This window comes from Saccharicrinis carchari, assembly GCF_900182605.1.
In the GTDB taxonomy this organism is placed as follows: Bacteria; Bacteroidota; Bacteroidia; order Bacteroidales; family Marinilabiliaceae; genus Saccharicrinis; species Saccharicrinis carchari.
This window is the reverse complement of record NZ_FXTB01000007.1, coordinates 72,297-87,813: the sequence shown is the minus strand read 5'-3', so window position 1 is coordinate 87,813 and position 15,517 is coordinate 72,297. Positions and strand designations below refer to the sequence as shown.

At 41.1% G+C, this 15,517-nt stretch carries 12 protein-coding genes; 9 read left to right on the top strand and 3 right to left on the bottom strand.

Annotation, left to right across the window (positions count from 1 at the left end):
- Nucleotides 1-7 precede the first annotated feature (7 nt).
- The gene (locus FN809_RS13000) at nucleotides 8-1,543 is read right to left on the bottom strand and encodes an AbgT family transporter (protein WP_142533959.1); all 1,536 of its coding nucleotides are present in this window, start codon (nucleotides 1,541-1,543) and stop codon (nucleotides 8-10) included.
- A 387-nt stretch (nucleotides 1,544-1,930) separates the two neighbouring features.
- On the opposite strand from FN809_RS13000, the gene htpG reads away from it, so the two are divergent.
- The 3 genes from htpG to FN809_RS12985 all read left to right on the top strand — a co-directional run bounded on the left by htpG (nucleotide 1,931) and on the right by FN809_RS12985 (nucleotide 5,493).
- Nucleotides 1,931-3,985 (top strand): molecular chaperone HtpG, encoded by a 2,055-nt coding sequence (htpG, locus tag FN809_RS12995; protein WP_142533958.1) that lies wholly within the window; start codon nucleotides 1,931-1,933, stop codon nucleotides 3,983-3,985.
- Between the two features lie 172 nt (nucleotides 3,986-4,157).
- Nucleotides 4,158-5,276 carry an adenylate/guanylate cyclase domain-containing protein gene (locus tag FN809_RS12990; protein ID WP_142533957.1) on the top strand — a complete coding sequence of 373 codons (1,119 nt, stop codon included), beginning with the start codon at nucleotides 4,158-4,160 and terminating at the stop codon, nucleotides 5,274-5,276.
- 19 nt (nucleotides 5,277-5,295) lie between these two features.
- The gene (locus tag FN809_RS12985; RefSeq protein WP_142533956.1) at nucleotides 5,296-5,493 is read left to right on the top strand and encodes a YwbE family protein; all 198 of its coding nucleotides are present in this window, start codon (nucleotides 5,296-5,298) and stop codon (nucleotides 5,491-5,493) included.
- Nucleotides 5,494-5,752: 259 nt separating this feature from the next.
- Here FN809_RS12985 and FN809_RS12980 read toward each other — a convergent pair whose 3' ends face one another.
- Nucleotides 5,753-9,583, bottom strand: a complete 3,831-nt coding sequence (locus FN809_RS12980; RefSeq protein WP_142533955.1) for a glycoside hydrolase family 2 TIM barrel-domain containing protein — start codon at nucleotides 9,581-9,583, stop codon at nucleotides 5,753-5,755.
- A 224-nt stretch (nucleotides 9,584-9,807) separates the two neighbouring features.
- Between FN809_RS12980 and FN809_RS12975 the strand changes: the two genes are divergently transcribed.
- The 5 genes from FN809_RS12975 to FN809_RS12955 all read left to right on the top strand — a co-directional run bounded on the left by FN809_RS12975 (nucleotide 9,808) and on the right by FN809_RS12955 (nucleotide 13,061).
- On the top strand, nucleotides 9,808-10,497 hold the full coding sequence (locus tag FN809_RS12975; RefSeq protein WP_142533954.1) for a MotA/TolQ/ExbB proton channel family protein: 690 nt from the start codon (nucleotides 9,808-9,810) through the stop codon (nucleotides 10,495-10,497).
- Nucleotides 10,498-10,678: 181 nt separating this feature from the next.
- Complete coding sequence (locus tag FN809_RS12970) at nucleotides 10,679-11,020, top strand: VOC family protein (protein WP_142533953.1); 342 nt, start codon at nucleotides 10,679-10,681, stop codon at nucleotides 11,018-11,020.
- Between the two features lie 73 nt (nucleotides 11,021-11,093).
- A complete protein-coding gene (locus FN809_RS12965) occupies nucleotides 11,094-11,483 on the top strand; it encodes an ExbD/TolR family protein (RefSeq protein WP_142533952.1) in 390 nt (129 codons plus the stop codon).
- 189 nt (nucleotides 11,484-11,672) lie between these two features.
- Entirely contained in the window at nucleotides 11,673-12,068 is a 396-nt protein-coding gene (locus tag FN809_RS12960; protein ID WP_246095599.1) for an ExbD/TolR family protein, read from the top strand.
- 54 nt (nucleotides 12,069-12,122) lie between these two features.
- Nucleotides 12,123-13,061 (top strand): TonB family protein, encoded by a 939-nt coding sequence (locus FN809_RS12955; RefSeq protein ID WP_142533951.1) that lies wholly within the window; start codon nucleotides 12,123-12,125, stop codon nucleotides 13,059-13,061.
- A 98-nt stretch (nucleotides 13,062-13,159) separates the two neighbouring features.
- On the opposite strand, the gene FN809_RS12950 is transcribed toward FN809_RS12955, so the two are convergent.
- Nucleotides 13,160-14,155 carry a transglutaminase domain-containing protein gene (locus FN809_RS12950; protein ID WP_185957551.1) on the bottom strand — a complete coding sequence of 332 codons (996 nt, stop codon included), beginning with the start codon at nucleotides 14,153-14,155 and terminating at the stop codon, nucleotides 13,160-13,162.
- A 316-nt stretch (nucleotides 14,156-14,471) separates the two neighbouring features.
- On the opposite strand from FN809_RS12950, the gene trxB reads away from it, so the two are divergent.
- Nucleotides 14,472-15,470, top strand: coding sequence for a thioredoxin-disulfide reductase (trxB, locus tag FN809_RS12945; protein ID WP_142533949.1), 999 nt, complete (start codon nucleotides 14,472-14,474; stop codon nucleotides 15,468-15,470).
- Nucleotides 15,471-15,517: the final 47 nt, after the last annotated feature.

Below are 15,517 nucleotides of genomic sequence, written 5' to 3'. Positions count from 1 at the left end.
ACAAGCTTTACGGAAGCGTATAAAATACCTTGGCACCCGGCCCCAGAGGTATACCTACCAAAAGCCAAACCACCAGTAATAATATCCATGCCACTAAAAATATTAAGGTATAAGGAAGCATGGTGGCTATAATAGTGCCTATGCCGGCTTTGGGATCGTACTTTTGAAAAAAGGCAATAATGAGCGCATAAAAACTCATCATTGGCGAAATTACATTGGTAACGCTGTCGCCTATGCGGTAAACTATTTGCGATAACTCCGGGGAGTAGCCCATGATCATAAACATGGGAATAAATATAGGAGCCAGAATGGCCCACTTGGCCGAAGCACTACCCATTAACATGTTAATAGCAGCCGATAACAATATAAAAAGTATCATCAGGGGTATCAAGCCAATTTCGGCCGCCATAAGTACTCCGGCTCCCTTAACGGCGAGTATAATACCCAGGTTGCTCCATTTAAAATAGGCTACAAACTGCGCTGCAAAAAATACCAAAACCAAATAGGAGGCCAGCGTTTTCATCGATTTGGCCATACCGTCCATTACATCGGCATCGTTTTTAAATACTTTTGTGGTAAATCCATAAACAAGTCCCATAAGACCGGCTACTACGAATAACATGGCTACAACGCCTTTTATCAAGGGGGAGTTTAGAATGCTTCCGTTAACACCTCTAAAAAAACCGTCCTCCGGAATAATGCCTATAAGTATAACAATAAATACCAATAAAAACACCAAGGACGAGTAAATGAGACCACGTTTTTCAATAGGTGACAGTCCATCGAAATTTTCTGCCTTATCCCGCTCGTTTTTTATGTAAGTACCTAAACGGGGTTCTACCAGTTTTTCGGTAACAAAAGTGCCGGCAAAAGCAATAACAAATGTAGAGGCAACCATAAAGTAGTAATTTGCCGTGGCGTTTACTTGATAGCTGGGATCCAAAATGTGAGCTGCCTCCTGCGATAGGCCGGCAAGCAGGGGGTCTACCGTACCCAAAACCAGGTTGGCGCTAAAACCACCCGATACTCCGGCAAAAGCGGCTGCCATTCCCGCAATGGGATGTCGGCCCACCGCTATAAAAATTACCCCGGCCAAAGGTATTAACAGAACGTAACCTACATCGGAGGCCAGATTCGACAATATTCCGGTGAAAACAACAATAAAGGTAAGTAAGTGTTGTTTGGTATTGAGAACCAAAAGGCGGATAATAGCGCCTATCAGTCCGCTTTGTTCAGCTATGCCAATACCTAACATGGCCACAAGCACTATACCCAAAGGTGCAAAGCTTGTAAAGTTCTCCACCATCTCTAAAATGATACGATGTATCCCGTCGTGCGAAAGCAAGTTTACCGGTTTAACCAACTCCTTGGTGCCCGGATGAATAACTTCCCAGCCCAATAGGCTGCCTACAGCAGAAAAAATCAAGGCCGCCAATGCAAAAAGGGCGAATAGGGTGGCCGGATGAGGCAATGCATTCCCGGCTTTTTCGGTCCAGTTGAGCATTTTTGTAAAAAAACCTTGCTTCTTCTTCACATCTACCATAATTGTATATTTAAACTGTTTTTTTCAGATGGCGAATATAAGAAATAATTAAAATACCGCAAGAGTATCCTCGTAATTACCTGGTAAAAGCCCAATCGGTCAGTGTGTTAATGAATATATAACGACAAGCAATTTATAAACATGGAGCTTACAGGTTTAAAGTGACGAGTTACGCAAGTTTAAAAGTTACAAAATGACATACCGCCACATCTTCCCATCATCCCATTGTTATATCCGCCTTCATTCTGACAAACTATACCATATTTTGTCTTTTTAAATAAGCTTTTGTCACATTTTCTGACTATCTGTCATTGCTGTTTGGCTGGCACAGGGTTTGCGTACAGGCTGCTTTAAAATATGTTTCATCAATAAAAAACGAACAATACTATGTCAAAAGGTAATATTGGGGTTTCGTCAGAAAATATTTTCCCCATCATTAAAAAATTCCTTTATTCGGATCATGAAATTTTCTTGAGGGAGCTTGTTTCCAACGCTGTAGATGCCTCACAAAAGTTAAAGACGCTATCGAGCGTGGGTGAGTTTAAGGGCGAAATAGGTGACTTAAAAGTGAAAATAGCCATCGACCCAAAAGAAAAAACACTGACCATATCAGACCGGGGCGTTGGAATGACAGCCGAAGAAATTGAGAAATACATCAATCAGATTGCTTTTTCAGGTGCCGAGGAGTTTCTGGATAAATATAAAACAGATGCTCATGCCATTATCGGGCATTTTGGATTAGGATTCTACTCGTCTTTTATGGTTGCAAAAAAAGTAGAAATACATACTTTATCGCATAAGGAAGGTGCACAGGCAGTAAAATGGTCGTGCGATGGTAGTCCTGAATACACCATAGATGAGATAAAAAAAGAGGACAGAGGTACCGACATTGTGTTGTACATCGACGACGAAAACAAGCAGTTCCTCGAAAAAGCAGAGATAACTCGCCTGCTGAATAAATACTGTCGCTTTTTGCCTATTGAGGTTACGTTTGGCAAAAAAACAGAATGGAAAGACGGTAAAGAGGTAGAGTTGGAGGAGGATAATGTGGTTAACGATACCAATCCTCTATGGACGCGTAAGCCGGCGGATTTAAAGGATGAGGATTACAAGAAGTTTTATAGGGATTTGTACCCCATGAGTGAAGATCCCATCTTTAATATCCATCTGAATGTAGATTATCCCTTTAATCTTACGGGCGTTCTTTATTTCCCTAAGATTAAAAATAATGTGGAGGTTCAAAAAAATAAGATACAATTGTACAGCAATCAGGTGTTTATTACCGATTCTGTAGAAAACATTGTACCGGAATTTCTTACTTTGTTGCATGGCGTGCTGGACTCACCCGACATACCACTTAACGTGTCACGTTCCTATCTGCAATCCGATGGTAACGTAAAAAAGATCTCGAACCATATCACCAAAAAGGTGGCCGATCGTTTGGCCGAAATCTTTAAAGAAGACAGAAAAGGTTTTGAGGAAAAATGGGATTCTCTTAAGCTCTTTATTGAATACGGCAAGTTAACCGAGGAGAAGTTTTATGACAAGGCACAAAAATTTGCTTTGCTTAAAAATACCGATGGTAAGTATTTTACGCTGGATGAGTACAAGGAAATCATCAAGGAAAACCAAACGGATAAGGACAAGCAATTGGTGTATCTGTATACCACCAATGCTACGGAGCAGCATAGTTTTATTCAAGGAGCCAAAGACAAGGGCTATGATGTGTTAGAGATGGACGGGCAATTGGATACCCACTTTATCAATCATTTGGAGCAAAAACTCGAAAAAACCCGCTTTGTAAGGGTTGATGCCGATGTGGTTGAAAAGCTTATACCAAAAGAAGATACAATAGAGTCGAAACTCACTGCCGGGGATAAGGATGATTTAACTCAGGTTTTTTCGGCCAAGGTGCCTAACAGCGATAAAATGAACTTTATTGTGGCCTTTGAGGCAATGGGAGCCAGTGCCAATCCGGCCATGATTACCCAGCAAGAGTTTATGCGTCGTATGAAGGAAATGAGTGCCATGCAAGGTGGAGGGATGAATTTTTATGGCGAAATGCCCGATAGTTATCAATTGGTAGTTAACGAAAACCATCCTTTGGTTGAGCGTATTTTAGCTGAGAAAAAAGAAAAAGTGGGCGAGCAGACAGACTCTTTACGTAGCAAAATAGAGAGTTTGAACAAAAAACGTTCAGAGATTGAAAAAGCCAAGGAAGGGAAAAAAGAGGAAGAGATACCTCAGGCTCAAAAAGATGAGCTGAGTGACCTGGATAAAAAGATAAGTGAACTGAATGACAAAAAAACCAAGATATTGAGCGCCTTTAGCATGGATAATAAATTGGTGTCGCAGCTGATTGACCTTGCACTTTTATCAAATAATATGTTAAAAGGTGAAGCCTTAACAAAGTTTGTGAAGCGAAGCATCGATCTGATATAAGCCAAACAAATAGAAATATTGCAAAAGCCGTTCGATTTTTATCGAGCGGCTTTTTTTGTTTAAAACTCTTCGTTCTTTTACGAAACAAATTATACCTGTAATGGGTACACGCTTATGAGTAAGTCAGTGCTTACTCCTTACCCACAATAAGGGTAGAATACAACAGATAAGTATGTTTCTGAAAGAAAAAATAAAAATATGGTTTGCCCAGTCCCTTAAATCCTTCAGGTATCACTTGATATTCTGGAATATAAGCCTGTTTTTCTATTTGTTTTTAACAGGAGACGAGACCTTATTTATTAATTACTTTGGTTTATTACCTACGGATTCGGTTTATACCAATACCTTACTTGCCGCATTGTTGGTAACACTGCTTTTTACCTTTTTAGATGTGTTTTTCTCTGAACGTTTGATGCGTTTATCGCCCATACGCAACATGGTTTTTTTAAGGTCGTTTTTGTATTTTGCACTGGCTTTTGCCATCCTGTTTTTAGCCGCCAATAAATCCTTGGACCTATACACTTTAATCGATTACCAAACATTTTTAAAATACGTCCCTGATTTTGAGTTAAAGCATTTCCGCTTTACCGCCTATTTTTATCTGGCTTGTATAGCCAACAGCACATTTAGGGAAATGTACAGAAAAATTGGTGTGGGCAACTTTGTTAATTGGTTTTTTGGGCGATTGAACAAACCTACCGAAGAGAATAAAATATTCATGTTCATCGATATGAAATCGTCAACAACAAAAGCAGAGGTGCTGGGGCATAAAAAATTTAGCCGTCTGGTGCAGGATGTTTTTAACGATATGCAAGTGATGTACAATTACTATGGCGAAATATACCAATATATGGGCGACGGTGCCATTGTTACCTGGAAGCAAAAAAAAGGACTGAAAGACAACAATTGTATAAAGGCTTTTTATGCTTTTTTAAGAGTAATAGAACGACGGGCACGCTATTACCGGCGAAAATATGGCGAAGTGCCTCAGTTTAAGGCCGGTCTGCATATGGGTAAGGTTATGGTATTGCAAGTGGGCAGTATACGACGAGATATTTCGTACAATGGAGATACTATTAACACAGCGGCGCGTATTGAGTCGGCCTGTAGCGAGTTTAGGCAAAATTTGCTTATATCGGGGGTGCTGTTTGAAGCCCTCAGCGATAAAAAAGAATTGAATACGAAAGAGGTGGGTAATATTAAACTAAGAGGGAAAAAAAGGGGCGTTCTGCTGTATAACGTAAAATTAAAAACCCGGAAACGAAAACGTAAGAAAAAAATAGATTATTAATGAAAACAAATTTAATACGATGAGCCAGGGAAACCATAGAACAAACATACAGGTTGGCGCCGAGGTAGAGGTGGTGCAAAAAATTCATCAACGCACCGGCGAACTGACGCGCGGATTGGTAAAACGAATTCTAACCAAATCTGCCAGTCATCCACACGGCATAAAAGTACAGTTGCAGTCGGGTGTTGTTGGACGGGTGAAAAACGTTTGCAAATAGCGATTGGCGGTTAATTGTGGCTGAAAACGAATCATTAATGAAAGATAACTGCTAATCTGCCACATGGTTTTGTTTAAGATAAATTATGGCATGGCTCATTTGTTTTCAGCGAAATGGTATGGGTAATAGTTCCCCGCCTTTAAAAAGGCGGGGATGATTTAGCAAATGGCAGACCACATGGTTTTGTGTCTATTATCTGATACTGATTGATTCAATAGTGCCAATAGCGCAATGTAAAGGGATAAAATAAATCAACTAATTAATCCAGCACCGGCAACATAGATAACTCGCCTATGCTGGCGTAAAAAACATCGTTTACCGCTTTGGTTACGGTTATTTTAAAATACCTTGCTTTTACCTTATCAGTAAACTTTATGGTTTGTACGGCACTGGAGTTTTGAAAAGAGCCCTTGTCAATTACTTTCTCCCAGTTTTTGCCATCGGTGCTCACTTCAAAATTAAACGCTGTTACCCTTCCGTTTTGCATATCCTGGCGGGGTGTATATTTAATGCCGGCATATTTGTCCACTTGGCCCATATCTACACTTACAAAATGTGGCATGCCATGTTTGGGGTCGTCCCATTGGGTGTGCCAATGGCTGTTTTTATCATTATCTATTAATTTCTCGGGACCAAAACTTTGGTGTGCATTGCTCACATCTACCACTTTCCATTTTGTTTTAAGTATGTCGTAATCTACATCCGTAACAAAGCCCTTGCGCATGCCTTCTTTTACCGAATAAGCCTTTATGCTTCCTCCTTTTTTCATGCTCACCGGACCATCATACACCAGTTCTTTAGCGCCATTGATAGAATAAATAATTTGGGCTTGTGTTTGAGTTGTTAAGCTAACCATGCCATCGCTGTTTCTAAATACGCTTACACTTGGCGCAACTGCAAGCGAAATGGGTTCTGTATTGCTTTTGTACGCTGCATATTCAAAAACCGTATGTTGTTTTAAATCGATAGGTTTTAGTGTAATCTGGAATCCGTAATCCCTTTCACTCAGTACGTATTCCGGCAATACGGCCGGCCCACAGGTGGCGGTTCCCAACCCGGCTTGTTTATCATCCAGGTTCAGCGTTATAAAATCAGCTTCGTCCAGTTCATTGGTATGGCGTGCTATGTCGATCGCTTTGTCGGCATATGGATAAGCGCTAAAATTTAACTCATCTGTTCCGGCAAAGAATAAGCCAATACCTTCAATGTTGGTAATCGAACCCCACAGTACCTTGCTGCGGTTAGCATTGTCCTGCGGAATCACCAGGTTGTGGTCAAAAAGTTCTTTGGCGCTTGCCTGATAATATCCCATTTTGCCGGCTGCATCGCGATCGCTATAGGTGGGCACCGGGCCCAAACCATACCATGTTGTTCTGTCAAAAGCCTTGTTGAGTAGCATTTGGTAGCCCATTTTGGCTACAGCTTTAATTTGCTGTGGTAGCTGCAGTTTTACGGCCAATTTTACCGTTCCATCAGCATAAATATGGTATTGCTGAATGGCGGGAATATAGGTTCCTGCAGTTTTGTTTTCCAGGGTCAAGGGTACAGTAACCCGGATGGTTCCATTGCCTTCGTTTACTACCTCTACTTTACCTGAAGCTTTCTGTGTTAAATCGCTGAGACCCGCTTTTGTCCATTCTCTGCTTCCATTAGCATCACGTATATCGTTTTCGGTTAGCGGGCGGTAGAGGTTAAGCTTTGGCCCCTGCTGAATGATAGATCGTCCGGCAAAATCATAACGATTAATCATTCCACTTTGCTTTGAAATAACCAGGTCGAAGTTACTTCCGCGGATGCTTACCTCGCTCCAGGTTTCATTTACAGTTGTGTTACCAAAATACGAATCCGGCTTGCTTTCCTTTTGTTTTACAGGTAACTCAAACTGATCCCAGGCCACTTCGTGCCCCTTGGCTACTAATCCGCTTCGCTTTTTGGTGGCAAAGGAAAAAGTAAGGATGTATTTTTGACCGGCTTTGAGTGCCGGTAAAACAGGCTTGTCTATCTGTACAACTACTGCTTGTTGCGGTGCTGCAGAAATATCTAATGTTTGCTCGGCTACAACACCTTCGGCATTGCTTATGGTCCATTTAGCATCAAAAGCGTTCAGATTGACGAAAAAGTTTTTGTTTTTGATGATGAATTGCAATTTGTCTAAATCTTTGGCTTCTACCGAAATGTTTTGGTACACTTTTTTTGTTTCATGCAATTGAGGGTTTGGTTTGCGATCAGGGTTTACCAGCCCATTAAGGCAGAAGCTGTTATCGCTGGGCATGTTGGTTCCGTACTCGCCACCATAGGCAAAGTACATACGCCCACGCTCGTCGTATTCGCGTAGGCCCTGATCTACCCAATCCCATATACATCCACCTTGTAGTGCGGGATATTTTTCAATGGCCGTCCAGTAATCCTTCAGGCTGCCACAGCTGTTACCCATGGCATGTGCATATTCGCACTGAATAAGCGGGCGGTTGGGCTTGGATTGGGCATACTCCACCGTAGCAGCAATGCTCATATACATAGGGCAAAAAATATCTGTGTTGTAGTTAAGTTCGGCCCGCTCGTATTGTACCGGTCTGGTAGTATCATTTTTTTTCAACCAGTCGTAGGTAGCTTCAAAATTCACCCCGTTGCCAGCCTCATTACCCAGAGACCAGGTTATGATGCTGGGTTGGTTTTTATCACGCTCGAACATGCGCACCGTGCGTGCCATATGTGCATCCTTCCATTCCGGATCTTTTGCCAGCGATTCTTTGCCATAACCCATGCCGTGCGATTCGATATTGGCTTCGTCGATTACATACAAACCATATATGTTGCACAGTTCGTAAAAACGTTCGCAATTAGGATAGTGTGCTGTTCGTACCGTATTAATATTGTTTTCCTTCATCAACTGAATGTCCAATAGCATACTGGCCTCGTCGATAACATGGCCGTGGTCGGGATGGTGCTCGTGACGGTTTACCCCTTTAATTAATACGGGCTCACCATTAACCAAAAACTGGCCATCTTTAACTTCAGCTGTACGAAAACCTACGTGTTGAATAAAGCTTTGCAGCGTTTCGCCTTTTGCATCGTATAGCGTAATAAGAGCTTTATAAAGGTTGGGCTGCTCGGCACTCCATTTATCGGGCTTGCTAATACTTTGCTGGTCAAATTTTATTTCAGTAGCTCCGGGTTGGGTTTTTATTGTTTTACGCAGCGCAAGCAATTCTGTTTTCCCATCAAAGCTCACCAGTTTTACTTCGGCTGTTTGTTTGCTTGTTTTATTGCTATGGTTATATAGCTCTAAACTAATATTAAATAAACCGTTTTTATAATTGTCATCAAGCCCAGCCCTGATAAAAAAATCACGCACCCGCACCTTAGGACGTGCAGATAAGGTTACATCACGTTGTATTCCGCTGAGGCGCCAGAAATCCTGACACTCCAAATAGCTGCCATCTGACCAGCGATACACCTCCAAAGCAATGGTGTTTTGGCCTTGTTTTACGTAGGGGCTTAAATCGAATTCGGCAGGCAACTTAGACCCTTGGCTATAGCCTACTTTTTTACCATTCACCCAAAGGTAAAAAGCTGATTTAACCGCACCGAAGGTCACAAAAATCTGCCGCCCGTTCCAGGTTTGTGGTATCTCAAAAGTTCGCTTATACGAACCTACCGGGTTATACCCTTTGGGAATAAGTGGTGGCTGAGGCGATTTCTTTGCTATCTGCCAAAACGGATAGGTGGTGTTTACATAAATGGCGGTATCAAAACCTTCAATTTCCCAGTTGGCGGGTACTTTTATATCCTTCCATTGGCTTACATCGTACTCATCGCGATAAAAATCTTGTGGGCGCTTATCCGGATCTTTGGTCAGCTTAAACTTCCAGGTGCCGTTGAGGCTAAGCAAAAACTCAGACTTTTCGCTTATTCCATCCCAGGCATCCCGTTGGTTTTCATAGGGGATAAAATAAGCATAGGGTGCTTCTTTATTTATTTCAAATACCTTAGGGTTTTCCCAATCTTTTATTGCCTGGGCTTGCAAGCCACAGCTAACTATAGCGCTAATTAAGCCAATAAACAGATAGCTGAGATGTTGATTTTTCATTTTACTATGTTTTTTAATTAAACTATAAAAGTAAGATTCCTTATCGGACTTCTCAAATAATAGGTTAAATCAACCATAAAATTTTTAACACAGATGCATTTATTGCCATTTAAAGGCAATAACGATTAATTTAAAAACAATCCTGTCATACTTTTAATACAAGATATTCGTTTTACATTTGCAAACAATTTATATTTTTACGAAAAATAAAACACCTCATATTCATGAATCCTTTATTACTGATACAAACTGTAGCTGACGAAACGGAAGTAATAGCCGAAGTTGCACAAAACGAAATGAATTATTTTGAGATGGCCAAAGCAGGCGGCTTAATTATGATACCGCTTGTGGTACTGTCGGTGGTAGCCGTTTACATCTTTATTGAACGTTACTTTGCCATTAAAAAGGCTTCCTCAGAAGATTTGAGTTTTATGAACAAAATCAAAGAGTACATCCACGAGGGTAAAATAGATTCGGCTTACTCGCTATGTCAGCATGTAGATAATCCCGTTAGCCGGATGATTGAAAAAGGGATTAGCCGCATCGGGCGTCCATTGCAAGATGTAAATACAGCCATAGAAAACGTTGGTAACCTGGAAATTAGTCGATTGGAAAAAGGTCTGCCTACCTTGGCAACGGTGGCCGGTGGCGCTCCTATGATAGGTTTCCTGGGCACTGTAATTGGTATGATAAAAGCATTTTTTGATATGGCCAATGCAGGGAATAATATCAACGTAAGCTTGTTATCGTCGGGAATTTATACGGCAATGGTTACCACAGTAACCGGTTTGGTAGTAGGTATTATTGCCTACTTTGCTTATAATTTTCTGGTGGCAAGGGTAGAAAAAGTGGTATTTAAATTAGAAGCCCGCACAATGGAGTTTATGGATTTATTGAACGAACCGGCCTCATAAGTGTGGCTACAGGCATCCATTTTAAGTTGCAAGCTGATAGTTTTGGGTTACAAGTTTAAAGACCTGGGGTTAAAGTTTAAAATGAAATATGTACTGATAACTGTATGCTGATACGATACCGGTATTTTAGCAATAGACCTGTCCTTAACAAACGAGCGTGTTGGATATTATCGACATAAACATGAGAGACAATCATATTAGTTACCTTGAGCTTAAAGCCAAAAACCTTGAAGAAATAAAAAGGTTTTATACAAAGTGCTTTGCATGGTCGTTCACAGATTATGGACCAAGCTATGCGGCTTTTTCGGATAGTGGGCTGTATGGAGGATTTGAACAAACCGAAGGAGATATTGTGAATGGCGCATTAATAGTGCTTTACCACAAAAATCTAAACAGCGTTAAAAATAAAATAATTCAAATGGGTGGAGCTATCTCCAAAGATATTTTTCCTTTTCCGGGCGGACAACGATTTCATTTTATGGATCCCTCGGGAAACGAGCTGGCCGTTTGGTCGGATAAATAGTTGTTGGCAATTGGCTTAAAGCAATTTCGCAGGTAGTGGGGCGGAAGACTATTGGCCACTAATAACAAGTAATATGGCTTTAAAAAGAAGAACAAAAATAAGTGCCAGTTTTAGCATGTCGAGTATGACCGACATTGTATTTCTGCTGCTCATATTTTTTATGATAACATCTACGATGGTGCATCCCAACGCCATTAAATTACTGATACCTAAACAGGCCACCAAAAAAGTGGTGATTGATAAGTTTATCAATGCAAGGGTTTCAAGTGCGGGTAATTTTACCATCGACAACCAAAGAGTGAGCGATGCGCAGTTGGAAAATGCACTGTTGAAAAAATATAATTCGAGCGATAAGACCTTTATAAAATTACGGACCAATAAAAATGCACCTACAGGTGCCGTGGCTAAAATACTGGATATTGCCGAAACACATCAAATAAAAGTGGTGCTGGATATTAGGTAATTTAACCGCAAACAATTTTAAGATATTCCTTTTAGGTTTAAAATAAAAAGGCTTAAGTTACGGTTTAGGGTAAAAGAGTGCTAAAATCGTAATGCGGAGGAATAAGCGCTGTTATAGGCTTTGGTTTTTAAAATGCGCTGATAAGTATTTGTAATTTTCTTTTGTCGATAGTGTAATTATCAATAAAAAATGGGATTAAAGAAACGAAGTAAGGTAGAGTCTGGATTTAGCATGTCGAGCATGACGGATATTGTGTTTTTGCTGCTTATATTTTTTATGATAACCTCTACTATGGTCACTCCACCGGCAAGCAAAGATTTGGTGCTTCCCAAAAGCGACCACCAGGTATCTGCAAAACCCAATACCACCATATCGGTTACCAAAGATTTAAAATATTTTGTAGAGGGGGAGGAAATTTCGTTTTGGCAAATAGAACGCCGTTTGAAGGAAATAATGACCGCTGAGCCGGAAACCTATATTGCATTGCATGTTGACGAATCGGTTCCTTTTTCGGTTGTTGGTAAAATAAGGGACATTGCCGTGCGAAATAAATATAGGTTAATATTAGCCACCCAGTCACGATAAAAAATGGCGGGATAATAACTTACGGAACTTAATCGCTCCCCAAAAAGTAAACAAATGGAACACTATAGCAGACGAGGTGTAATTGGATCGGTACTATTTCATGTGCTGATTCTGTTGCTTTTGATTTTTTTTGGATTAAAAACGATCCCCCAGGAGGAAGAGGGAGTGTTGGTTAACCTGGGTAACGTACAAACGGGGCTGGGTGAAACAGAACCCCCCAAAGCGGCCGCCAAGCCAACTCCCTCGGAACCCAAGGTTAGTCCTCCGCCACCGCTTGTAAAAGAAGAACCTGCACCTAAAGCCGAGGAGACTGTAAAAACACAGGATTTTGACGAAGCACCAGAAGTTAAAAGTGCCGAGCAAAAGAAAAAAGAGAAAGAAGAGAAACTCAAAAAACAACGCGAAGACGAAGCCCGAAAAAAACGGGAAGAGGAGGAACGAAGAATAAAAGAAAAGGCCGACCGTAAAGCCAAGGCAGAAGCCCAAGCCAAAAGACAGGCCGAGCTGGAGCGTCAACAGAAGATTGAGGCGGAAAGGAAAAAACAGGAAGAGCAGCAACGGATAGCAGATGAAGCGCGTAGTAAAGTGGGCAGTGCCTTTGGTAAATCCAACAGCAACAGCACCTCGGAAGGTGAGGCAGGCGGACAGGGAAATCAGGGTTATGTAACGGGTGATGCCAACAGTAAAAATCGAACGGGCAGTGGTCTGGGTAATTCTGGATCAGGCTTTTCACTTACCGGTCGCTCGCTCGTGGGTTCGCTTCCACAACCCGGATATAGCATACAGGAGGAAGGTATTATTGTGGTTCAGGTAACCGTAGATAAATACGGGAAAGTGGTTGCGGCGGAATACCAATTAAAAGGATCTACAACGCAAAATTCAACTTTAAAAAAGGCGGCTATCGAAGCTGCCAAAAAAGCCAGATTCAATTCCGACCCCAATGCAACTGCATTTCAAAAAGGAACTATCACCTATCATTTTGAGTTGAATTAATTCCGTGTAACAGCATGCTATGAGCGCACATACATACAATGGTTTGATTCTGTTGCTGTGTGGCAGCCTACGTTTTGTACACTACTGTTTGTTACGCGCTACAGCGTATTTGTTTTTACTTTAAAGGTTACCAGCGCTTCTGAATTTAAAAAGATAGTGAGATAATCATATCTTCTTTTGGTCATGGGTATTTGTAGCTTTACTTTATCCTCCTTTACATCAGCCGGAATAACTTTGGCTTTCCTGTCGGCTTCAAAAGCATATGAGAAATCATTGGGAAGTGCATTTGTACTATTTTTATTCCGATGAACAAAGGCGATGCTTAGGGTATCTTCCGAAACAGATGTAATGGTTCCCTCTGTTGGTAAATATAAATCGATATCAGCATCTACATACGATTGGTAAAACAGGGGTAGTGCACTAAACTCTTCGTTGTTTCTATCACAGTAAAGCCATTCTTCCTTTTTAGGATAATGATTCAAAAAAAAGTAGTCCGGAGGAGTTAAATAAAAGGTTTCGTTATAATTCGGAATAAAAGTTTTGCTTTTTTCGTTGAGCGATCCGGCTCCCATAGCCACATCTACTAAAAACCACTTGTTATTTATTTTTACGGTATTCCAAAAGTAATTAGTGCGTCCGGCTTTACGACCAATGTCTTTCGGTTTAATTTTTACACTGCCCGCCACAATTTCGCATTCTACCCCGCAATTGTTACATAAGCGTTTAAACATAATTGAAAACCCCCTTGCTACAGCTTTACGTTCCTTAAAGGCTTCATCGGCTATACGCATGTCTACCTTGTGCATCTTTCTGCGTTTCTCTTCCTGTGTTTTGTATTTAAAGTTGTAGGTAGGTTTTCGTTTTTTCGAAAAGTAAGTTTGGGTGTCGTAAACAATGTTTTTGGCTATCCAATAGTAGGCTGCTCCCACCTTATCGCTGTCGCTTTTAAACTTATGATTAAAAGTAGCTGCCAATGTGCCTATGCTGGCTACGTTAGAGCCAATGGAATCGACCGTTAACTTTATCCTATCATTAATTTGTCCGTTTAGGGTAAAAGCGGACACACACAATACGACACACAAAAAATATTTCACAACTTGTAAGGGTAAGATTTATTATCCAGGCTATCGCGTCAAAAATAGTAATTAGAGGCTAAGTTTGTGCATGTAATAGATAATTCTTTCCATTTCCCTGTTTTTTTATACTAAGATGGTTATTTGTAACGTGTTCTGAACCATAAATTTATTAATTAATGACAAAGGGGTATTCTGTCATTTGTTATAATGTATTACTTTTGTCAGTGTTTTGACTGACAAAATGGTGTTTTTTTGAATAATATAAAAAAGGCACTACTTTTGACATGTAAAAATGTAAATATATAAATACGATAAAAAACATAGAGATACTATTATGGCATTATTTAAAAAAATGGAGGGATTAACATCCGAAAAAAAGTCCTCGGACGAAATTAGCAGCACCGAGCGTGTTAAAGTATTGATAATTGGTTCGGGGCCTGCCGGATATACGGCGGCTATTTATGCATCGCGTGCTAATCTGGCACCTGTACTATATGAAGGTATGCAGCCGGGAGGTCAGCTTACGACTACCACGGAGGTGGAGAACTACCCCGGATATCCCGATGGAACCACGGGACCCGCTATGATGGAAGATTTTAAAAAACAGGCCGAGCGATTTGGTACAGATGTACGTATGGGACATGCCACTGCAGCCGACCTTAGCCAGCGTCCGTTTAAAATTACCATTGACGGAGATAAGGTAATTGAAGCCGAAACGGTGATTATTTCTACCGGGGCAACGGCAAAATATCTGGGTATAGAGGACGAAACAAAATATGCAGGATCGGGTGTGTCGGCCTGTGCCACCTGTGATGGTTTCTTTTACCGGGGCAAAAAAGTGGCCGTTGTAGGCGGTGGCGATACGGCTTGCGAAGAAGCCTTGTATCTGGCCGGATTAGCCGAAAAAGTGTATATGATTGTACGTCGCGATGTGTTCAGGGCTTCACAGGTAATGCAGGATCGGGTATTTGCGAATCCAAAAATAGAAGTGCTCTGGAAGCATCAAACGCTGGGCTTAACAGGCGATGGTGTAGTTGAAGGAGTGCGCCTGGTTAAAAATAAGGGCGAAGATAACGAAGAAGAGGTGAATTTGGCCATTGACGGTTTTTTCCTTGCTATTGGTCATACCCCCAACTCTGAAATATTTAAAGATTACCTGACCACCGACGAGGTAGGTTATATTGATACTGTTTCGGGAACTTCAAAAACAAATGTGGAAGGTGTTTTTGCTTGTGGCGATGTGATGGATAGTCACTACCGTCAAGCTGTAACAGCGGCCGGTTCCGGTTGTCGGGCAGCAATGGACGCAGAAAGATTTTTGGGGGAGAATTAGATTTAGATTAACCCGAAAAACGCGTACCTTTATCACTTTTAGCTGAC

Bases quoted from the DNA above. Each gene is read 5' to 3' on its own strand.
- FN809_RS12985 (WP_142533956.1), top strand. From the start codon at position 5,296: ATGAGCCAGGGAAACCATAGAACAAACATACAGGTTGGCGCCGAGGTA.
- FN809_RS12975 (WP_142533954.1), top strand. From the start codon at position 9,808: ATGAATCCTTTATTACTGATACAAACTGTAGCTGACGAAACGGAAGTA.
- FN809_RS12970 (WP_142533953.1), top strand. From the start codon at position 10,679: ATGAGAGACAATCATATTAGTTACCTTGAGCTTAAAGCCAAAAACCTT.
- FN809_RS13000 (WP_142533959.1), bottom strand. From the start codon at position 1,543: ATGGTAGATGTGAAGAAGAAGCAAGGTTTTTTTACAAAAATGCTCAAC.
- FN809_RS12955 (WP_142533951.1), top strand. From the start codon at position 12,123: ATGGAACACTATAGCAGACGAGGTGTAATTGGATCGGTACTATTTCAT.
- FN809_RS12965 (WP_142533952.1), top strand. From the start codon at position 11,094: ATGGCTTTAAAAAGAAGAACAAAAATAAGTGCCAGTTTTAGCATGTCG.
- FN809_RS12980 (WP_142533955.1), bottom strand. From the start codon at position 9,583: ATGAAAAATCAACATCTCAGCTATCTGTTTATTGGCTTAATTAGCGCT.
- FN809_RS12990 (WP_142533957.1), top strand. From the start codon at position 4,158: ATGTTTCTGAAAGAAAAAATAAAAATATGGTTTGCCCAGTCCCTTAAA.
- FN809_RS12960 (WP_246095599.1), top strand. From the start codon at position 11,673: ATGGGATTAAAGAAACGAAGTAAGGTAGAGTCTGGATTTAGCATGTCG.
- htpG (WP_142533958.1), top strand. From the start codon at position 1,931: ATGTCAAAAGGTAATATTGGGGTTTCGTCAGAAAATATTTTCCCCATC.
- trxB (WP_142533949.1), top strand. From the start codon at position 14,472: ATGGCATTATTTAAAAAAATGGAGGGATTAACATCCGAAAAAAAGTCC.